The organism is Arthrobacter sp. UNC362MFTsu5.1 (genome assembly GCF_000685965.1).
GTDB lineage: Bacteria > Actinomycetota > Actinomycetes > Actinomycetales > Micrococcaceae > Arthrobacter.
In genome coordinates this window covers 64125-83881 of sequence record NZ_JMLE01000001.1, presented here as the reverse complement: position 1 = coordinate 83881, position 19757 = coordinate 64125, and the positions used below count along the sequence as shown (strand labels likewise).

Here is a 19757-nt window from a genome sequence, read left to right as displayed (position 1 = left end):
GATCTTGTTGTTACTCTGCAGCTGCAGCAGCAACGATGTTCACGACTCGACGGCCGCGGCGGGTGCCGAATTCGACAGCGCCGGGGGTCAGGGCGAACAGGGTGTCGTCGCCGCCACGGCCAACGCCGGCGCCCGGGTGGAAGTGGGTGCCACGCTGGCGGACGATGATCTCGCCTGCGGAAACTACCTGGCCGCCGAAGCGCTTGACGCCGAGGTACTGGGCGTTGGAGTCACGACCGTTGCGAGTGGAGCTCGCGCCTTTTTTATGTGCCATTTGAAATGCCTGCCTTAAAAATTCTGGGGAATCTGCTGAAAACCTGAAAAGTAACGGAAGGTTACTTGATACCGGTGATCTTGACCTTGGTCAGTTCCTGACGGTGACCCTGGCGCTTCTTGTACCCGGTCTTGTTCTTGAACTTCTGGATGACGATCTTCGGACCACGAAGGTCCTGGAGGATCTCAGCCGTAACCGTTACCTTGGCCAGGTCCGCAGCGGCAGACGTGACTTTGTCACCGTCTACCAGGAGCAGTGCGGGCAACTCAATGGTGCTGCCGGCTCCACCGGGGACGCGGTTCAGGGTAACGAAGTCTCCAACGGAAACCTTCTCTTGGCGGCCGCCTGCGCGGACAATCGCGTACACCACTGGGGAACTCACTTCTCTCGACGTTTATTACTAGATTTGCGTGCGGAACCTGGGTCCAATTGTTTGGCCTGGCTCACGCTGTGCCTCAACGCCGGTGGATTCCCCGGGGGAACCCATGAGTTATCCCACGAACCATTCCGCTTGTCATTCCAAACAGACTGTTCCGGGGTCATAACCCAAGTGTTGGCGTAAGCACCGAAGATCTAGACTACGCTAATTTTGCCTTCGGCCGCAAATGAGGCTGGCTCCGACGGTAGTACGTGATAGGCGCCACTCTGTGCAATACAGACTGCCGCTGCAACGACTTCCGGAACCGTGCCCCATTACCTTACCGGCTCCGGAACACTTTGCGGTGCAGCATGCACGCGCGGCGCGTCGAAAAAGTCCACCTCGTAGCGGCACGACTGCCGGAAGGCCAGGCGCATGGCCTGCCGTTCTGCTGCAGAGGCAGCCTGTGCGGCGTCGTCGGTGATACGCACTGCCTCCCTGGTGGCGGCGGCGAATTCCTCGTCGGCGTACGTGCGGAGCCAGTCGGCGTAGGGATGGCCCGACGGCGACCCGGCCGCCTCGAACTGACCGTGCAAGGTGGCACCCACCTCGGCGTAAAGCCAGAAGCACGGCAGCACCGCGGCCACGAGCACTCCATAGCTTCCGGAAACAGATGAGGCCAGCAGGTGGTCCACGTAGGACTTGGTGACCGGTCCCAGGGCGGCGTCCACGTTCCGGGTGCTGAGCCACGTCCTGTGCAGTTCGGACTCCACTTCCAGGCATTGTTGCGCCGAGCGGGCCCAGAAGAGCTGTTCGGCCTCGGTGGGGGCAATGGCGGCGGCACGGGACAGAACCCTGGAATAGCCGTTCAGGTAGATGGCATCCTGGGCAAGGTAATACGCAAAGTGCTGCTCGGTAAGGGAGCCGTCGGCGAGGCCGCGGATGAAGTCCAGCCCGTAGATGTCATCCAGGTCCGCTCCGGCGTCCTGCCGGAGCGCCGCGGCGAACTCCCCTGCGGCCAGCGCATCCTGGCCCTTCGGCGCCAGATGGTGGAAATGGTGCACCGGGCCGTTGCCCGTTCCCACCTCCAGCGCTCCGGCTTCCCTGAGCGCTCCCTGCAGCCATGGCTTCACTGCCCGCAGGGATGCCTCCCAATCCCCCAGCCTTGCCTGCGCGGTGGCCATGGCCGAGGACAGGGAACAGCCGGTGCCGTGGCTGTTCCTGGTGTCGATCCGCGCGCCGGGGACCACCACAACGTCCTGGGCGAGCAGTCCTTCAGTGTTGACGAGGGCGTCGGGGCATTCGCCGCCCTCGAGGTGTCCGCCCTTGACCAGCACCGTGGTGCCCGCCTGCGCGGCGAGGCGCTTGCCCTGGCCGAGTGCCGCTTCCCAGTTGTCCGCCAGTGGCTCGTTGAGCAGCATCGCCAGTTCTGCCAGGTTCGGCGTGATGAGGTCGGCCAGCGGCAGCAGTTCGCGCAGCTCGGCCTCGGCAGCCTCCTGCAGGAGCCGGTCCCCGCTGGTGGCGACCATCACGGGGTCAAGAACCACGACGGCGGGACGGGCTTTCTCCAGCCAGCTACGGACGGCGGCAATCACCGCAGAGTCGCCCAGCATGCCGATTTTCACGGCGTCGATGCTGATGTCGTCGCTAATGGCCTCTAGCTGCGCAGTCAGGAAGCCGGCCGGCGGAACGTGGACCGCCCGGACACCGTGGGTGTTCTGTGCCGTCAGGGCGGTGATGGCAGCCATGCCGTATCCCCCGTTGGCGGCAATGCTTTTGAGGTCCGCCTGGATTCCCGCCCCGCCGGACGGATCGGAACCGGCGATGGCCAGCACCCGCGGCGTGCTGCGCAGCGGGCCGCCTCCCGGTGCAGGCGCTACGGGCGTGGCAGGAGTGGGCAGGAATGATGAAGCCAAAGGAGACATCCCTTCGCCGGTGCTAACCGGACAGGTTCAACGGGTCTGGATCTCAGCCGGCCCTGTGCGCGGCACCCCGTGTCAGTCCCCTAGCCTAGCTTTTCCCCGCAACGAACTCGCGGGCACGGCCCGAAACACGCGTATTGCTACGCCTGTCCCGGGCCGCACCCGCGGTGTCAGCTGGCTGAACGAAAGCCTGGCCTGATCAAAGCTCGTTGGCTCAGAGTTCCGAGGCCGGGACCCCCACGCCAAGGATGATCGGCTCGTTGGCCGGCGCCTTGGCGGGCGCATCCTTCTTCGCCGGCTCAGGTGCCTTGGCTTCGTGCGTGTGCCCTGATGCGGCAACCGGGGCAGTCTCGTGGTGTTCCACGGACGTCTCGTTCGCTGCGCCCTGGGCACGGCTCGCGCTTCGGTTGCGGCGGGGACGGCGGGCCCGGCCCTGCACCGCGGTGTGGTCGGTGTAGTCGGCTTCAACAGCCTGGGCCGCCGGCGCCTGCGCTGCAGGTGCCTGGGCCGCCGGTGCCTGCGCTGCCGGTGCCTGCGGTTCAACCGGTGATGCCGGAGCCTCTGCCGCGGCAGGCTCACCAAGGTGGGCGAAAGCTTCGGCCAGGCGGTCAAGGGTCAGTGCCGGTCCGGAGGCAGGGGCTTCTCCGGCGTGCTCTACGAACGGCAGTGCCACCTTTTCGCCGCCAAAGGTCAGGACCGCTGCCGGCCGCCCTGCAGCAGCCACTTCGGTTTCCGACACCTTCGCGGGCCGGGCCGCAGCGGGTGCAGACGGGGTGGCCTGCGTCGGAGCCGGCCGCGCCGGCGCTCCTGCCTGCCCGGCCGGGGACTGGGCGCCCTGTGCCTGGGCTGCCAGTGCCTGGCCTACTGCCTGTGCTGCGGCGGCCGCGGCCGCGGGGGCTGCATGGCCGGCCTCGGCATCGTGGAGGTGGGCAGCATGCGCTGCCGCTGCGATGTTGGCCAGCGCCACGCGGGTCGCTTCAGCCTTGGCATGGCGCTCGGCGTCGGTGGGCTCGTGGTGCACAGGAGCCGGCGTCAGCGGAGCAGCCTCGGAAGACGGCTGGCCGCCCTTGCCGCGTCGGCGGCTCTTGCGCTCCGTACGGGGTGGCTGCTGGGTTTCCGTCCGCGGCACGTGGTGTTCGGCGGCCACAACGTTGGCGCGGCGGTGTTCCACGGGCTCGTCGTGGGTGACGATGCCGCGGCCGGCGCATGCCTCGCACTGCTCGCCGAAGACTTCCAGGAGACCGGTGCCCATGCGCTTGCGGGTCATCTGCACGAGGCCCAGCGAGGTGACTTCGGCAACCTGGTGCTTGGTCCGGTCGCGTCCGAGGCACTCGACCATGCGGCGAAGCACAAGGTCGCGGTTGGATTCGAGCACCATGTCGATGAAGTCAATGACGATAATGCCGCCGATGTCGCGGAGCCGCAGCTGGCGCACCACTTCCTCGGCCGCTTCCAGGTTGTTCTTGGTGACGGTTTCCTCAAGGTTGCCGCCGCTGCCGGTGAACTTGCCGGTGTTGACGTCAACCACGGTCATGGCTTCGGTGCGGTCGATCACCAGGGAGCCGCCGGAAGGCAGGAAGACCTTGCGGTCCAAGGCCTTGTGGATCTGCTCGTCGATCCGCCAGGCCGCGAAGATGTCCGTGTCCTTGGTCCACTTTTCGAGCCGGCCCACCAGGTCCGGCGCCACGTACGTGACGTACGCCTCGATGGTGTCCCAGGCTTCCTCGCCGGAAACGATCAGCTTGGAGAAGTCCTCGTTGAAGACGTCGCGGACCACCTTGATGGTGAGGTCCGGTTCGCCGTAGAGCAGCTCCGGCGCAAGGATCTTGGTGGACGTGGCCTGGCCTTCGATGCCTTCCCACTGGGCGCGCAGGCGGTTGATGTCGTGCGTCAGCTCTTCCTCGGACGCCCCCTCGGCGGCCGTGCGGACAATAACGCCGGCATCTTCGGGGAGGCGGTCCTTCAGGATCCGCTTGAGCCGGTTGCGCTCGACGTCGGGCAGCTTGCGGGAGATCCCGGTCATGGAACCGCCGGGAACGTAGACGAGGTAGCGGCCGGGCAGGGAGATCTGGCTCGTCAGGCGGGCGCCCTTGTGGCCGACCGGGTCCTTGGTGACCTGGACCAATACGGAGTCCCCGGACTTCAGCGCGTTCTCGATCCGGCGCTGCTTGCCCTCAAGGTTGACGGCGTCCCAGTTGACCTCGCCGGCGTACAGCACGGCGTTGCGGCCGCGTCCGATATCCACGAATGCGGCTTCCATGGAGGGCAGGACGTTCTGGACCTTGCCCAGGTACACGTTGCCGATCAGGGAGTCCTGCTGGGTCTTGGAAACGAAGTGCTCGGCCAGGACGCCGTCTTCCAGGACGCCGATCTGGATTCTGTCGTCGCGCTGGCGGACGATCATCTGGCGGTCCACGGATTCGCGGCGGGCCAGGAACTCCGCCTCGGTAATCACGGTGCGGCGGCGGCCGGTGTCGCGGGATTCGCGGCGGCGCTGCTTCTTGGCCTCAAGCCGGGTGGAGCCCTTGACAGACGTGACGCGGTTGTTGACGGGCGCCTCGCTGATGGCCCGGGGCGCCCGGACGCGCGTCACGGTGTTGGGCGGGTCATCGTCTCCCCCGCCAGTGAGCTCAAGGTCCTGGTCGCCGCGGCGGCGGCGGCGACGGCGGCGGGACGTGACGCCGTCGTCCGCGGTAACGATGGACTCCTCATCGGCGTCCTCGTCGCCGGCGCCTTCGCCAGCCTCGGATTCGCCGGCAGCTTCCCGGTCGGTTACGCGGCTGCGGCCACGGCGTCCGCGGCTTCGACGGCGGCGCGAGCCACCGGCGTCGACATCCTCGCCCTCGCCCTCGTCCTCCGTCTCCTCGTCGCTTTCCTTGGCCGCGGCAGGCGCGGCTGCCGGGCGGACCACGGCGCTCAGGTCCGGTGCCTGGAAAATCATGGAGGTGACAGCGCCGGGTTCGAGGAAGAGCGCACCGACGGGGCTGGCGGCTTCAGCCGCTGCAGGCTGCGCCGGCTCGGCAGGTACGGGAGCGGCGGGTTCCTGGCCGGCGGCGGCCACGTTTTGTTCGGTCGGTTCAGTTGTTGCTGCCGGTTCAGTTGCTGCTGCGGATTCTGCTGCTACGGATTCGGCAGCGGGCGCGGCTTCCTTGGCGGCGGCAGGCTCAGCGGCCGGCTGGACGTCGGCGGCTTTGGCCGGGGCTTTGGCGCGTGAGGCACGGCGGCGGACAGGCTTTTCGACGACGGCGGCTTCTGCCGGCGCCTCAAGTGCCTGCCCGGTTTCACCCTGCCCGGTTTCAACCTGCTCTGCAGCAACCGTCACCGACGCGTCATCGGCGAATACCGGAAGCGGCTCGGCGGGCTCCACCTTTTTGCGTGAACGGCTGCGGCGCGCCGGCGGCTTTTCCTCTGCAGCGGCTTCTTCCGCCTGGGCTTCTTCCGCCGGGGTGTCTGCTGCCGGGGCTTCTGCGGCAGGGGTCTCCGCCCGGGCTGGCTCCGATTCGACGGCTTCAGCCTTGGGGACAACTTTGCGCCGTGTCCGGACGGCCCGCTTGGGCGCTGGGGGCGCTACTGCCTCTTCGCTAGCAGCGGTTTCTTCATTAACGGCTTGAACCTGGTCATTATCCATATGTGGCGACACTCCTGCCCCTGACGCACCGCCACATCCGGCACCCATTGGGGCACATATTGTCAAAACCCGCAGGCGTTGACAGAAGTCAATTGGATACCCTCAGGTTCGCACCGGCAGTGGGGTGCGGCAGCCCTGGAGGGCCGGTAGCGTTGTTCTGAAACCCGTTGTTCTCAAAGCCACAACCAGGTGCCGTCCAATGGCATTGCAGATAGTCCGGGATCTATCGTGGATCCGGAGCATGCCCTGCTCATCATTGGCGGTCTTACAAACAAGCCACCGGACTGAAATTCGAATGTGGATCGTATTCCAGCCAGCTTCATTCTCTCATACGCTCAGTCAATCAACGCGGAAGCGGCGCGATCCAACCCACGAACAACGAGCGGCGGGGAGGAGTCTGTGGGGCCAGTCCAGCCTCCGGCGTTACAATCAGGGCGAGGAGCCCTCTAGAAAAAGGACGCGACATCCCATGCCCAGCATCTCCAATTCCATGCAGAACGACTTGGTGGACGGTGACCTCCGCGAACGTTCAGCGGCCCGGGAAGGCTTGCCTCCCATGACCCGGGACAAACCGTTTGGCTGGCTGCTGGTCATCACCGGCGTCATTGGCTGGCTCGCCTCCGGCGCCCTGGTCCTGGAGAAGCTCGCAGTCCTCAAGGATCCCAACCATGTCACGGCCTGCGACATCAGTCCGTGGGTCTCCTGCGGAGCCGTCATGCAGACGTGGCAGAGTTCCCTCTTCGGCTTTCCCAACATGTTTATCGGCATCGTGGCGTTCGCCATCGTGATCACCACCGGCATGGCGGTTCTCTCCGGCGCCAAGTTTGCCCGCTGGTACTGGCTCGGCCTGCAGGCCGGCGTGACGCTTGGCTTTGCCTTCGTGGTGTGGCTGTGGTCGCAGGCGCTGTATTCCATCCACATCCTGTGCCCGTTCTGCATGGTGGTCTGGGCCGCGATGATTCCGCTCTTTGTGTGGACCTCGGTCCGGAACATCGCACACGGCGTGATCAAGCTGCCGGCAGGCCCCGCGAAGATCGCCGGCGACTCCGGCTGGATTGTCACTGCCCTGCTGTACGTGGCCGTGATCGCCACGATCTTCTTCGCCTTCATCCAGGTTTTCGTCGGGACATCCGGCTACTAGGCCAAAGAAAAAGCGCGAACTGGCAGTTGATGCCCTCAGAATCGAAATTTGAGGGCATCAGCTGCCAGTTCGCGCTTAAGGAAGCCTAGTCCTGGAACCAGATCTTGATCTCGCGTTCGGCGGAATCGACCGAGTCGGAACCGTGGACCAGGTTCTGCTGGACCTTCAGGCCCCAGTCGCGGCCGAAGTCGCCGCGGATGGTGCCGGGCGCCGCCGTCGTCGGGTCGGTGGTGCCGGCGAGGGAACGGAAGCCCTCAATGACGCGGTGGCCTTCGAAGATGGCGGCGACAACGGGTCCGCTGAGCATGAACTCCACGAGCGGCTCGTAGAACGGCTTGCCCACGTGCTCTTCGTAGTGCTGCTCCAGCAGTTCGCGGCTGGCGTCGACCTTCTTGAGCTCGGTCAGGGTGTAGCCCTTGGCTTCAATCCGGCCAAGGATGGCGCCGGTCAGGTTGCGGGTCACGCCGTCGGGCTTGATCAGGACGAGGGTGCGCTCAATGCTCACAGCTGCTCCAATGTGGTTGGTGGGGGTTCGAAATTAGTCTAGTTGGTTTCGACGTCGGGGTGGGCGGCTTCCCATTCGGCCTGTTCACGTTCGCGCTGCGCGGCCTCGCGGTCGATCCGAATGCCGGTCCGGATGCCGTACCACCAGGCCACGGCGAAGAGGATCCCCACAACGAACATCATGGGTTCGATGAATCCGGCGAAGATCAGGACGAGCTGCAGGATCCAGCCCAGGGCAACACCCCACGGCTTGGACAGCACGGCACAGGTGAACACCAGCACCAGGCTCAGCCCGATGCCCACGGAGAGGATTACAGCGGGCGGGAACTCGTCGCGGCGGAGGCCGAAGACGGCCAGCGTGGCGAAGAACGCAACGAACCCTTCCAGAACCAGGACCGTGGAGGCGAACATGACCTTGGTGGAGCGCCGCTTCTTGGGCATCCCCGGACGCCACTCCCGCTGCGCTTTTGTAAGTCGGGCCATGGTCAGGCATCCGCCTTTCCGAGCAGGATCCGGGCTTCCGCCACGAGCGTGATGGAGCCGGTCACCAGGACGCCGCCGGCCAGGTCCTCATTGGACTCGGCGTGCTCAACGGCCCATTCCAGGGCGTCGTCGAGCTTTTCGGCAACGTGGATGTTGTCCTCGCCGAAGCCCAGGTCCAGCGCGATTTCAGCGAGGTCCTCGGCCGGTACGGCGCGGGGCGAGTTGGACTGCGTGAAGCAGTATTCGGCCGCGAGGTCGCCCAGGGACTCCTTGAGCTGGCGGAGAATCTCCTCGGCGTCCTTCTCCTTCAGGACGCCCACCACCACCACGAGCTTGGTGAAGCTGAAGGCCTCGTGGATCGCCTCGGCCGAAACGCGGATCCCCTCGGGGTTGTGGGCGGCGTCCACGATGATGGTCGGGGCAGTCCGAAGCACCTCCAGGCGGCCCGGTGAGGTGACCGTAGCAAACGCCTCCTGGAGGATTTCGGCGTCGAGCGGCTTTTCACCGCCAAAGAAGGCCTCCAGCGCGGCAATGGCGACGGCGGCGTTCTCCGCCTGGTGCGCGCCGTGCAGCGGAACCAGGAGTTCCTCATACCGGCCGGCCAGGCCCTGGATGGTCACCATCTGGCCGCCGACGGCGACAGTCCGGGACTCGACGCCGAACTCCACGCCTTCGAAGCGGTACGGTGCCTGGACTTCGCGGGCCTTCTCGAGCAGCACCTGGGCGGCACCCACGGGCTGTGCGGCGCTGACCAGGAAACCTCCCGGCTTGATGATGCCGGCCTTTTCGTAGGCAATCTGTTCAGTGGTCTCGCCGAGGAGGTCGGTGTGGTCCAGTGAGATGGGCGTCACGACGGCCACCTGGCCGTCGCCGACATTGGTGGCATCGGTGATCCCGCCCAGTCCCACCTCCATGACGGCCACGTTGACCGGCTGGTCGGCAAAAACGGCGAAGGCCAGGATGGTGAGGCACTCGAAGTAGGTCAGCCGGGGCTGGCCCTCGGCTTCGAGTTCGCTGTCCACGATCTGCAGGTAGGGCCTGATCTCGTCCCAGATCCGGACGAAGGTCTCGTCCGACACGGGGGCGCCGTCGACGCTGATCCGCTCGGTGACCTTGGACAGGTGCGGGCTGGTGTAGCGCCCGGTGCTCAGCCCGTGGGCCCGGAGCCCGGCTTCGATCATCCGGGCCGTGGACGTCTTGCCGTTGGTGCCGGTGACGTGGATGATCGGGAACGCCTTGTTGGGCTCCCCCAGCACATCCATGGCCCGGAACAGCGGTGCAAGGCGCGGCTCCATTTTGTTTTCCGGCGCCCGGCCCAGCAGCTCGGCGTAGACGCTTTCCACGGAGAATTCGTCGGTCATTTGTTTAGGCCTCTACTTTTTCTGCCGCGGTCCTGGCAACAGTGACCTGCGGTTCGTTGACGTCGGCCGCGACGGTGTCCAGCCGGACTGTCAGCGTCTCGGTCTTGACGAGTTCAGCGTTCGCCAGCAGGGCATCAACGACGTCCTGCTTCGCGGTGACGGTGGTGTGGATCCGGTCGCTGACGTTGAGTCCGGCGTCCTTGCGGGCCTGCTGGATGGCGCGGACCATGTCGCGGGCGGCACCTTCGGCTTCCAGTTCCGGGGTGACCTCGGTGTTGAGCACCACGAACCCGCCGCCCGGCAGCACCGCCGCCGCGCGCGAGCCTTCACCCTCCGCGGCTTCCGCCACGACGGTTTCCAGCGTGTATTCCTGCGGCTCCAGGGCCAGGCCGCCGGCGGTGACCACGCCTTCTTCGCTAACAGACCAGTCCCCGGACTTGGAGCCCTTGATGGCCTGCTGGACGTTCTTCCCCAGGCGCGGGCCGGCGGCCCGGGCGTTCACCACGAGCTTCTGCTCGATGCCGAACTCCTCCGGGGAGGCGCTTTCGGCGTCGAGCAGGCGGACGGAGCGAAGGTTCAGTTCGTCGGCGACGACGGCGGCGAAGCCTTCCAGCGCGTCCGCGCCGGGTGCCACCACGGTGAGTTCCTGCAGCGGCAGGCGGACCCGGAGGTTCGCGGCCTTGCGCAGCGAGGATCCGGTGGAGCAGATCTGCTGCACGCGGTCCATGGCTTCCACCAGCGAGGGGTTGGCCGGGAACAGTTCCGCGTCCGGCCAGTCGGCCAGGTGCACGGAACGTCCGCCGGTGAGGCCCCGCCAGATCTCCTCGGAGACCAGCGGCAGCAGGGAGGCGGCCACCCGGGAGACGGTTTCCAGCGCGGTGTAGAGCGCGTCGAAGGCATCAACGCTCTCGTCGAAGAAGCGCTGGCGGCTCCGGCGCACGTACCAGTTGGTGAGCATGTCCAGGTAGCTGCGCAGTTCGTCGCAGGCACCGGAGATGTCGTAGCCGTCCAGCTGGGCGGTCACATTGCGGACCAGGTCGCCGGTGTTGGCCATCAGGTACTGGTCCAGGGTGTCGGCGTAGCCGTCGTACCGCAGCTTCGCGTCATAACCGCGCCCGCCGTCCGCGGCGTTCGTGTACAGCGTGAAGAAGCTGTACACGTTCCACAGCGGCAGGATGACCTGGCGGACGCCGTCGCGGATTCCCTGTTCGGTGACCACCAGGTTGCCGCCGCGCAGGATGGGGCTGGACATCAGGAACCAGCGCATGGCGTCCGAGCCGTCGCGGTCCAGGACCTCGGAGACGTCCGGGTAGTTGCGCAGGCTCTTGGACATCTTCTGCCCGTCTGAACCCAGCACGATGCCGTGGCTGATGACGTTGCGGAAGGCGGGCCGGTCGAACAGCGCTGTGGAGAGGATGTGCAGCATGTAGAACCAGCCGCGGGTCTGGCCGATGTACTCGACGATGAAGTCCGCCGGGTTGTGGGTGTCGAACCATTCCTCGTTCTGGAACGGGTAGTGCACCTGGCCGTACGGCATGGAGCCGGAGTCGAACCAGACGTCCAGGACGTCCTCGACGCGGCGCATCACAGACTGGCCCTCTTCGGGGGTCCGCGGGTCATCCGGGTTCGGGCGTGTCAGCTCGTCGATGAACGGCCGGTGGAGGTCCACCTGGCCGGCTTTGTTCAGCGGCAGACGGCCGAAGTCGGCTTCGATCTCGGCGAGGGAGCCGTAGACGTCGGTGCGCGGGTATTCGGGGTCGCTGGACTGCCACACCGGGATGGGGCTGCCCCAGTAGCGGTTGCGGCTGATGGACCAGTCGCGGGCGTTGGCCAGCCACTTGCCGAACTGGCCGTCCTTGACGTTGCCCGGGATCCAGTTGATCTCCTGGTTCAGCTCGGACATGCGGTCCTTGAACTTGGTGACTTCCACGTACCAGGAGGACACCGCGCGGTAGATCAGCGGGTTGCGGCAGCGCCAGCAGTGCGGGTAGCTGTGCTCGTAGCTGGCCTGGCGCACCAGGCGGCCCTGCGCGCGGAGCACCTGCGTGATGGGCTTGTTGGCCTCGAACACCTGCAGGCCTACGATGTCGTGCAGGTCACCGTGCGAGAAGAGCGGCAGGAACTTGGCGCCCTCGTCCACGGAGAGGACCACGGGGATGCCGGCCTCTTCACAGACCTTCTGGTCATCCTCACCGTAGGCAGGCGCCTGGTGGACGATGCCGGTGCCGTCGGTGGTGGTGACGTAGTCGGCCACGAGGAAGCGCCAGGCATTCTCGGTGCCGTACTTCTCAGCGTCGCTGAAGTCGCTCCACAGCGGCCGGTACTGCAGGCCGGCCAGCTCGGCGCCGGTGTAGGTGGCGGTAACCGCGGCCTCGGCGGCCTCAACGCCGGCGGTGCCGTCCCCGTAGCCGAGGTCCTTGGCGTAGGCGCCCAGCAGGTCGGCTGCGAGCAGGAAGCTGCCCGTGACGGGGGCCTCGGGGGACGCGGCCTTGATGCCGTTGGGACCGGCAGGCAGCACGGCGTAGGTGATGGACGGGCCGACGGCGAGCGCCAGGTTGGTGGGCAGCGTCCAGGGCGTGGTGGTCCAGGCGAGGGCCTGAACACCGGCGAGCTTCTGTGACAGTTCGGATTCCCCGGCGGTGATGGGGAAGGTGACCGTGACGGTCTGGTCCTGGCGGTTCTTGTAGACGTCGTCGTCCATGCGCAGTTCATGGTTGGACAGCGGCGTCTCGTCCTTCCAGCAGTACGGCAGGACGCGGTATCCGTTGTAGGTCAGGCCCTTTTCGTGCAGCTGCTTGAAGGCCCAGAGCACGGACTCCATGTATTCGACGTTGAGCGTCTTGTAGTCGTTCTCGAAGTCCACCCAGCGGGCCTGGCGGGTGACGTAGCTCTTCCACTCGTCGGCGTATTTCATCACGGAGGCGCGGCAGGCGTCGTTGAACTTGTCGATGCCCATGGCCTCGATCTGGGTCTTGTCCGTCATGCCCAGCTGCTTCATGGCTTCCAGCTCGGCGGGGAGGCCGTGGGTGTCCCAGCCGAAGCGGCGCTCGACGCGGCGTCCGCGCTGGGTCTGGTAGCGGCCCACCAGGTCCTTGGCGTAGCCGGTCAGCAAGTGGCCGTAGTGGGGCAGGCCGTTGGCGAAGGGAGGGCCGTCGTAGAAAACGAACTCGTTGCTGCCGGGCTGCCCGCCGGGGGCGTCAGCGCTGCGCTGGTCGATGCTCGCCTGGAAGGTGCCGTCCTCATCCCAGTACTTGAGGATGCGTTCTTCGATCTCCGGGAACTTCACAGAGGCCGATACACCGGAGGTGTTGGAAGCAGAGGCGGTGGAGCCGGCGCCTGCGGCGGAGGCCTTGGGGTAATAAGTCATCTCGACATCCTGGGTTGAGCTAGTGAACAAGTGGATCATTCAGGATGCGAGGACGGCCCGTGCGCTGTTTTCCAACTGCACCGGTACCGCGGTACCACCTCACTTACCGTCACCGGGCCCCTGCGATAAGGGCAGAGCACCGGCGTCGGCCGCTCATTGCTGCTGTGACGGGCTTACCCGTCCGGTTCTACTGCCCCGGGTTCCTGCACGGCAGGGGGTCCGGGGGTTCTTCCGGAAGCTCACCGGTGATGGCCGGGTCAACGCTGTTACCCGATTCTACCCAGAGTTGCCCTGGGTTGTGGTAGCCGGAAGGGTAATCCCGGGCACACGCGGACAGTTCGACTGCATAGACTCGGAGCCATGACCCTCCGCTCCACAGCCTCCCCGGCCGCCGGACTGCCGGCGCGCCGCCGGTCCGCCGCCTGGCCGGTGCTCTGTGTGCTGGCCACCGTGCCGGTGGCCGGGCTGTCGGTGTTCCGCGCCATCCCGGCACAGTGGCCGACCGTCGTGGTGCAGCTCCTGTCCTTCACGCCGTGGCTGCTGATCCCAGCCGGAGCCGCAATTCTCCTGGCCGTTGTGGGCCGGCGCAGGTGGCTGGTCTGGCTGACGGCGGTCGCGGCGGCGGCCCAGCTCTTCTGGCTGTTCCCGCTGGATTACGGGCGGGGCGCCCCGGAGGCCGGCGCAGTAACAGTGCCCCTGACGGCAATGAACATCAATTCGGAATTCGGCCAGGCGGACGCGGCGGAAATCGTCCGCCTGGTTCGGGAGAAGGGCGTCGGGCTGCTGACGGTCCAGGAGCATTCGCAGGTACTCGAAGACCGGCTGGCCGCTGCCGGGCTGCCGGAGTTGCTGCCGAACCGGCTCAGCGATCCCACGGACGACGGCGCCGGCAGTGCCATCTATTCCGCGCACCGCCTGGAGGCGGTTGGCACCCTGCCCGATACCCCGTTCCAGATGCCGATTGTCCGGCTGACGCTGGACGGTGCGGGAACGCCGGCGGTCCTCGAGGTGGCCAACGTCCATGCGCTTCCGCCGGTGGACGTGCGCGTTGAGCAGTGGCGCAGCGACCTTGCGGCCCTTGCCCGCCTGGCGGCACGGCCCGGCAACCGGCTCCTGATCGGCGACTTCAACGCCACCTATGACCACGCGGAGTTCCGTGCGCTGCTGGACGACGGCCCGGACGGCCGGAAAATGGTGGATGCGGGGACGGCCGCCGGAATGCGGCTCGTCCCCACGTGGCCGATGGAGGGGCACCGGCTGCCCGGTATCGCCATCGACCACCTCGTCACCAGCCCGGGCATCACCAGTGCCGGCTACTCGGTCCACCGCATACCCGGAACCGACCACGCCGCCGTCGTGGCGACGCTGGCCGTCCCGTCGGCAGGTTAGCGCGAGGTTTTCGGCTGGTCGAAGCTCTGCGGCAGCTTCATGCCGGCCTCTGCCATAACGTCCCGGAGCCGGTCCGGGTAGTCGGTGATGATGCCGTCCACACCGGCGGCGATCAGCGAGCGCATGGTGGGTTTGTCGTCCACGGTCCACGGGATGACCTGCATGCCCGCATCATGGGCGCGCTGCACCATGTCGGCAGTGACGTAGGGGACATAGCCGGGATCCGTCACCGAGCCGTTTTGCGGCGAGCCGTGCACCGGCGAGATGGCGTCGAAGCCTAGAAAGGAGGCCGCGTTGACGAGGTCTCCGCCGAAGTCGTCCGAGTCAATGCCTCCGAGCCAAGGCGAGCTGCCCGGTTGCCCGGCCTGGAGGAAGTCCTTGTTCGTCAGCGCAACAGTGCGGATCTGCGGATCGCGCTGCTGTACCAGGCGCAGCGAACCCCAGTCGAAGCTCTGAATGGAGACACGGTGCTGCATGTTGGCTGCCTTGATTTCCCGCAGCGCTACATCCACGAACTGTTCCCGCGGTGCCGTTTGCTCCGGAGCGCCGGCTTCGACCTTGGTCTCGATGTTGAACTTCACCTGGCTGGCACGGTAGGACTCCGCCAGGGCGAACACCTCCGAAAGCGTAGGCATCTGCGCGCCCGGAGACGCGGCCTGCCCCGGGAACTGGGAAAGGGTGAGGCTGCCGCAGTCCAGGCTCCGGACCTGCGCAAACGTCAGATCCTTGACGTATTTGCCCACATACGGGAATTGCGGATCACCCGCCTCTACAGGCGCTGTGTCCCGGCATTTGGCGGGACTGATCTTGCGGTCGTGCGTAATGACTTCGCGGCCGTCCTTGGTGATCTGAAGGTCAAGCTCGAGCGTCGTGACGCCTGTCTCGATGCCCTTGGCGAAGGAGGCAAGGGTGGACTCGACCGTGAGTCCAATGCCGCCCCGATGGGCCTCGAGGTCGAAGTGGTTGTCGCCCCCTTGCGGGTTGGTGTCTGCGGCCAAGGCCGGGGACGGGAGGGCGATGAGCAGGGCTGCGCTGAGTATGGCGGCGCCAAGCGTCTTCGGGTGTTGCATGGTGTGGTCTCCACTCTGGTGGGTGTTCAGGTGAAGTGCCACAGTCGCCGTCGATCATCAACAGCTGGTCACAGGTCCGGAACGCCCGGACCAACCCGGGATGAACCTCCGGTGGCGGGAAGCCCCTGCGTACCAGGCTCCCCGGCCCTCCTCCCCCGGCTTAGGCCTGCTTACGGATGAGCTTGTGGGTGGCCGCCTGCGCAACGGGCCGGATCACGATCTGGTCCAGGTTGACGTGGTGCGGCGCAGTGACGGCGTAGCGGACCACATCGGCTACGTCGTCGGCAGTGAGCGGCTTCTCCACGCCCTGGTAGACCTTTCCGGCGGCCTCCCGGTCGCCCAGCCTGTTGAGGGCGAACTCCTCGGTGTGCACCAGGCCCGGTGCAACTTCGATGACACGGACATTGTTCTCCACCTCTTCCAGCCGGAGCGCTCCGGTCATGGCGTGCTGGGCGAACTTGGCCGCGTTGTAGCCGGCACCGCCCTCATAGGCGGAAAGTCCCGCCGTCGAGGTCAGGTTGAGGACTGTGCCCTCGCCGTTGGCCCGCAGCATGGGAAGGAAGGCGCGGGTCAGTTTCATGGTGCCCAGGACGTTCACGTCGAACATCCACTCCCAGTCCTCGGTTTTGGCATCGGCAATCCGGTCCGCGCCCCGTGCACCCCCGGCAATGTTGATCAGGGTGTCGATGCCGCCGTCCTTCGTCACCTCGGCCAGGAGCCTTTCCACGTCATCGTCGTCGGCGATATCCGCCGGCACAGCCGTGGCTCCTGTGGCCTCGGCCAGCGCCGCGAGCCGGTCCGCCCGGCGGGCAACGGCGAAGACCGTCCAACCCTCGGCCCGCAACGCGCGGACCGTCGCCTCGCCGATTCCCGTGCTTGCTCCCGTAACTACTGCTGCCTTTGTGCGCTTTTCCTCAGTCATGGCACCACCCTAACGTTGGAGGAAGTCCAGAAGCACACGGGCATGGTTGGTCTCAGGATCCCTGGCACCGTACAGGAGGGTGATCCGCCCGTGCTTCACCGCCAGCTCCTGCAGCGTGGCCACGGCCGGGTTGTTTTCGAGTTCCGCCTCGTACTGTTCACGGAAATCCGCGAAACGTTCCTGCATGTGGCCGAACTCGGTCCGCAGCGCTGTTGAGGGCGCCACCTCCTTCAGCCAGAGGTCCAGCCTGGCCCGTTCCTTGCTGATGCCGCGCGGCCAGAGCCGGTCCACCAGGACGCGGAAACCGTCGTCGTCGGAGGGGTCATCGTAGATGCGTTTGGTCACGAGTTTGCGGTCATCACTGTCCATACCGGGATGCTACTGCAGGGGCCCGGCGCCAGCGAGGGAAGAGAACATGAAACAATTGCTCCATGGCTGAAGACACTCAGGGTACAGACACGCCCACTACCGCCCCTATCAACGTTCCGGACAAGCCCGCCCTTGAGGGGTTGGAAGCTGCCCTGACGCAGCGCTGGCTTGACGAAGGAACCTACAAGTTTAATCGGGAGACCACCAGGGAGCAGGTCTACTCGATCGACACTCCCCCGCCCACGGCGTCGGGATCCCTGCATGTGGGCCACATGTTCTCCTACACCCAGACCGACGTCCTGGCGCGCTACCAGCGCATGACCGGAAAGAACGTCTTCTACCCCATGGGCTGGGACGACAATGGCCTGCCCACCGAGCGCCGCGTCCAGAATTACTACGGTGTGCGCTGCGATCCGGCCGTCCATTACAACGCCGCCTACCGTCCGCCGGCTGAACCGGCCAAGAACCAGCGCGATTTTGACGTCATCTCGCGCCGCAACTTCATCGAACTGTGCGAGGAACTCGCCGTCGAGGACGAGAAGGTCTTCGAGAACCTCTTCCAGACCCTTGGCCTGTCCGTCGACTGGGACCTGACCTACCGGACCATCGATGACAAGTCCCGGGCCATCTCCCAGCGCGCCTTCCTGGCGAACCTCGCCGCCGGCGACGCCTACATGGCTGAGGCCCCCACGCTGTGGGACGTCACCTTCCGCACCGCGGTGGCCCAGGCTGAACTCGAGGACCGCGAGGTCGCAGGCGCCTACTACCGCTACCCGTTCTTCACCGAGGACGGCGAGAAGCTCTACATCGAGACCACCCGCCCGGAACTGCTGGCCGCCTGTGCCGCCCTCGTGGCAAACCCCGACGACGAGCGGTACCAGCCGCTGTTCGGCAAGAAGGTCACCTCTCCCCTGTTCGGCATCGAGGTTGAGGTGAAGGCCCACCACCTGGCCAAGGCGGACAAGGGCTCCGGCATCGCCATGGTCTGCACCTTCGGAGACCTCACCGACGTGACCTGGTGGCGCGAGCTCCAGCTGCCCACCCGCGCCATCGTGGGCCGTGACGGCCGCATCATCGGTGAGACGCCGGACTGGATCACCACCGAGCAGGGCCGGGCGGCCTTCGAATCGATCGCCGGCAAGACGGTCTTCAGCGCCAAGGAAGCAGTGGTCGAGCAGCTCGCCGCTGCCGAACTCCTCGACGGCGAGCCCAAGAAGATCATGCACCCGGTCAATTTCTTCGAGAAGGGCGACAAGCCCCTCGAAGTGGTGACCTCGCGCCAGTGGTACATCCGCAACGGCGGACGCGACGAGGACCGCCGCGAACGTCTGATCGGCCGCGGCAACGAGATCGAGTTCCACCCGGCATTCATGCGCTCCCGCTACGAGAACTGGATCTCAGGACTGAACGGCGACTGGCTGGTCTCCCGCCAGCGCTTCTTCGGTGTGCCGGTACCGGTCTGGTACCCGCTGGATGCCGACGGGAACCCGGAATACGACGCACCGATCGTCCCGACGGACCAGCAACTCCCCGTCGATCCGGCTGCCGACGCGGCGCCCGGCTACGAGGAAGCCCAGCGCGACCAGCCGGGCGGCTTCACTGGTGACGCCGATGTCCTCGACACCTGGGCCACGTCCTCGCTGACACCGCAGATCGTGGGCGGCTGGAGCACCGACGAGGCACTCTTTGCCAAGGTCTACCCGTTCGACGTGCGCCCTCAGGCCCACGACATCATCCGGACCTGGCTGTTCTCCACGGCCGTGCGTGCCGATGCGCTGCAGGACACCGCGCCGTGGAAGCACGCCGCCATTTCGGGCTGGATCCTCGACCCGGACCGCAAGAAGATGTCCAAGTCCAAGGGCAACGTGATCGTGCCTACCGATGTCCTCGAGGAGTACGGTTCGGACGCGGTCCGGTACTGGGCCGCCTCGGCAAAGCTCGGCGCGGACACGGCCTACGAGATCGCGCAGATGAAGATCGGCCGCCGCCTGGCCATCAAGCTCCTCAACGCCTCCAAGTTCGTCCTGAACCTGGGCGCCACGGAAAACTCTGTGGTGTCCACGGACCTGTCCGTACTGACCAACCCGTTGGACCGCGCCGTCCTGGCACAGCTGTCCGACGTGGTGGCACAGGCCACCAAGGCGTTCGAGAACTATGACTACGCCCGGGCGTTGCAGATCAGCGAGAGCTTCTTCTGGCAGTTCACGGACGACTACGTGGAACTCATCAAGGACCGGGCCTACGGGGCGGCCGGCGAAGCAGAGCAGGCATCAGTGCTGGCGGCGCTGGCCACCACCCTGGATACGTTGCTGAGGCTGTTCGCGCCGTTCCTGCCCTTCGCCACCGAAGAGGTCTGGGGCTGGTGGCGCACGGGATCAGTGCACCGTGCCGAGTGGCCCGCGGCGTCAGAGGTCTCCGACGGCGACACCACCATGCTCGCGACGGTCGGGGTTGCGCTAAGCGGTATCCGCAAGGCCAAGTCCGAGGCCAAGGTCAAGCAGCGCACCGAGGTGCTGTCCGCCACGATCACCGCCACGGAGTCGATCACCACGCAGCTGAAGGCCGGCCTGGCCGACCTGAAGGCCGCCTCGAATGCCCGCGAGCTCACCCTCGTGGCAGGCGACGGCGAATTGACGGTCAGCGATGTTGTGCTGGCCCAGCCGGAAGAAGCACCGGGCGCCTAGCCCGCTCGCCGGCTACCGGACATATGTGAAGCCCCATCAGCGTTCGTCGCTGGTGGGGCTTCCGTCTTCGGGTGTCACCCTGTTTTTGGGCAAAGGGGAAGCCCCATCAGCGTTTTGCCGTTGGTGGGGCTTCGACTTTTTCGATTGTCTCGTGACGTCTATGACAATCTGGCGGAATCCTCGGAATTTCAGGTCTTCCTACCTCGTCACTGGTAGCCAGCTTCTGACTTTGCCGAAGGCTGCGTCAGATGCGTGTCACTGAATCTTTGGTTTCCGTGTCCCTCT

Annotated in this window: 14 protein-coding genes and 1 riboswitch; of the genes, 3 read left to right on the top strand and 11 right to left on the bottom strand. The window is 66.1% G+C overall.

Going from position 1 to position 19757, the window contains the following annotated elements:
• Positions 1-10: 10 nt before the first annotated feature.
• From rpmA to BS38_RS0100405, 4 genes are all read right to left on the bottom strand, one after another.
• Positions 11-274 (bottom strand): 50S ribosomal protein L27, encoded by a 264-nt coding sequence (rpmA, locus tag BS38_RS0100420; RefSeq protein ID WP_009372867.1) that lies wholly within the window; start codon positions 272-274, stop codon positions 11-13.
• 61 nt (positions 275-335) lie between these two features.
• Positions 336-644, bottom strand: a complete 309-nt coding sequence (gene rplU / locus BS38_RS0100415; RefSeq protein WP_011692233.1) for a 50S ribosomal protein L21 — start codon at positions 642-644, stop codon at positions 336-338.
• Between the two features lie 323 nt (positions 645-967).
• The gene (locus tag BS38_RS0100410; protein ID WP_028269007.1) at positions 968-2557 is read right to left on the bottom strand and encodes a bifunctional hydroxymethylpyrimidine kinase/phosphomethylpyrimidine kinase; all 1590 of its coding nucleotides are present in this window, start codon (positions 2555-2557) and stop codon (positions 968-970) included.
• A riboswitch (TPP riboswitch) is annotated at positions 2540-2637 on the bottom strand. (Overlaps the previous gene by 18 nt.)
• 131 nt (positions 2638-2768) lie before the next feature.
• On the bottom strand, positions 2769-6182 hold the full coding sequence (locus tag BS38_RS0100405; RefSeq protein WP_028269006.1) for an Rne/Rng family ribonuclease: 3414 nt from the start codon (positions 6180-6182) through the stop codon (positions 2769-2771).
• A gap of 469 nt (positions 6183-6651) precedes the next feature.
• Between BS38_RS0100405 and BS38_RS0100400 the strand changes: the two genes are divergently transcribed.
• Positions 6652-7323, top strand: a complete 672-nt coding sequence (locus BS38_RS0100400) for a vitamin K epoxide reductase family protein (protein WP_028269005.1) — start codon at positions 6652-6654, stop codon at positions 7321-7323.
• Between the two features lie 85 nt (positions 7324-7408).
• Here BS38_RS0100400 and ndk read toward each other — a convergent pair whose 3' ends face one another.
• From ndk to ileS, 4 genes are read right to left on the bottom strand one after another with little or no spacing between them, the layout of a single operon-like run.
• The gene (gene ndk / locus BS38_RS0100395) at positions 7409-7828 is read right to left on the bottom strand and encodes a nucleoside-diphosphate kinase (RefSeq protein WP_028269004.1); all 420 of its coding nucleotides are present in this window, start codon (positions 7826-7828) and stop codon (positions 7409-7411) included.
• Between the two features lie 38 nt (positions 7829-7866).
• Positions 7867-8310 carry a DUF4233 domain-containing protein gene (locus BS38_RS0100390; protein ID WP_028269003.1) on the bottom strand — a complete coding sequence of 148 codons (444 nt, stop codon included), beginning with the start codon at positions 8308-8310 and terminating at the stop codon, positions 7867-7869.
• 2 nt (positions 8311-8312) lie between these two features.
• Positions 8313-9671 carry a bifunctional folylpolyglutamate synthase/dihydrofolate synthase gene (locus BS38_RS0100385; protein WP_028269002.1) on the bottom strand — a complete coding sequence of 453 codons (1359 nt, stop codon included), beginning with the start codon at positions 9669-9671 and terminating at the stop codon, positions 8313-8315.
• A gap of 4 nt (positions 9672-9675) precedes the next feature.
• The gene (gene ileS, locus BS38_RS0100380) at positions 9676-13038 is read right to left on the bottom strand and encodes an isoleucine--tRNA ligase (RefSeq protein ID WP_028269001.1); all 3363 of its coding nucleotides are present in this window, start codon (positions 13036-13038) and stop codon (positions 9676-9678) included.
• 360 nt (positions 13039-13398) lie between these two features.
• Between ileS and BS38_RS0100375 the strand changes: the two genes are divergently transcribed.
• Positions 13399-14427: an endonuclease/exonuclease/phosphatase family protein gene (locus tag BS38_RS0100375; RefSeq protein ID WP_043437301.1), complete on the top strand. Its 1029-nt coding sequence runs from the start codon at positions 13399-13401 to the stop codon at positions 14425-14427.
• Here BS38_RS0100375 and BS38_RS0100370 read toward each other — a convergent pair.
• The 3 genes from BS38_RS0100370 to BS38_RS0100360 all read right to left on the bottom strand — a co-directional run bounded on the left by BS38_RS0100370 (position 14424) and on the right by BS38_RS0100360 (position 16788).
• Positions 14424-15497 (bottom strand): glycerophosphodiester phosphodiesterase, encoded by a 1074-nt coding sequence (locus BS38_RS0100370; protein WP_028268999.1) that lies wholly within the window; start codon positions 15495-15497, stop codon positions 14424-14426. The two genes, BS38_RS0100375 and BS38_RS0100370, sit on opposite strands and share 4 nt — an antisense overlap.
• 160 nt (positions 15498-15657) lie before the next feature.
• Positions 15658-16419, bottom strand: a complete 762-nt coding sequence (locus BS38_RS0100365) for an SDR family oxidoreductase (RefSeq protein WP_028268998.1) — start codon at positions 16417-16419, stop codon at positions 15658-15660.
• Positions 16420-16428: 9 nt separating this feature from the next.
• Complete coding sequence (locus BS38_RS0100360) at positions 16429-16788, bottom strand: DUF488 domain-containing protein (protein WP_028268997.1); 360 nt, start codon at positions 16786-16788, stop codon at positions 16429-16431.
• A 62-nt stretch (positions 16789-16850) separates the two neighbouring features.
• On the opposite strand from BS38_RS0100360, the gene valS reads away from it, so the two are divergent.
• On the top strand, positions 16851-19472 hold the full coding sequence (valS, locus tag BS38_RS0100355; protein ID WP_028268996.1) for a valine--tRNA ligase: 2622 nt from the start codon (positions 16851-16853) through the stop codon (positions 19470-19472).
• The last annotated feature ends 285 nt before the right edge of the window (positions 19473-19757 follow it).

What these genes read in the sequence shown, in the direction of transcription:
- BS38_RS0100410 (WP_028269007.1), bottom strand. Translation starts at nt 2,557, where the DNA reads ATGTCTCCTTTGGCTTCATCATTCCTGCCCACTCCTGCCACGCCCGTA.
- BS38_RS0100375 (WP_043437301.1), top strand. Translation starts at nt 13,399, where the DNA reads ATGACCCTCCGCTCCACAGCCTCCCCGGCCGCCGGACTGCCGGCGCGC.
- BS38_RS0100405 (WP_028269006.1), bottom strand. Translation starts at nt 6,182, where the DNA reads ATGGATAATGACCAGGTTCAAGCCGTTAATGAAGAAACCGCTGCTAGC.
- BS38_RS0100385 (WP_028269002.1), bottom strand. Translation starts at nt 9,671, where the DNA reads ATGACCGACGAATTCTCCGTGGAAAGCGTCTACGCCGAGCTGCTGGGC.
- ileS (WP_028269001.1), bottom strand. Translation starts at nt 13,038, where the DNA reads ATGACTTATTACCCCAAGGCCTCCGCCGCAGGCGCCGGCTCCACCGCC.
- BS38_RS0100390 (WP_028269003.1), bottom strand. Translation starts at nt 8,310, where the DNA reads ATGGCCCGACTTACAAAAGCGCAGCGGGAGTGGCGTCCGGGGATGCCC.
- valS (WP_028268996.1), top strand. Translation starts at nt 16,851, where the DNA reads ATGGCTGAAGACACTCAGGGTACAGACACGCCCACTACCGCCCCTATC.
- BS38_RS0100360 (WP_028268997.1), bottom strand. Translation starts at nt 16,788, where the DNA reads ATGGACAGTGATGACCGCAAACTCGTGACCAAACGCATCTACGATGAC.
- BS38_RS0100370 (WP_028268999.1), bottom strand. Translation starts at nt 15,497, where the DNA reads ATGCAACACCCGAAGACGCTTGGCGCCGCCATACTCAGCGCAGCCCTG.
- rpmA (WP_009372867.1), bottom strand. Translation starts at nt 274, where the DNA reads ATGGCACATAAAAAAGGCGCGAGCTCCACTCGCAACGGTCGTGACTCC.
- BS38_RS0100400 (WP_028269005.1), top strand. Translation starts at nt 6,652, where the DNA reads ATGCCCAGCATCTCCAATTCCATGCAGAACGACTTGGTGGACGGTGAC.
- BS38_RS0100365 (WP_028268998.1), bottom strand. Translation starts at nt 16,419, where the DNA reads ATGACTGAGGAAAAGCGCACAAAGGCAGCAGTAGTTACGGGAGCAAGC.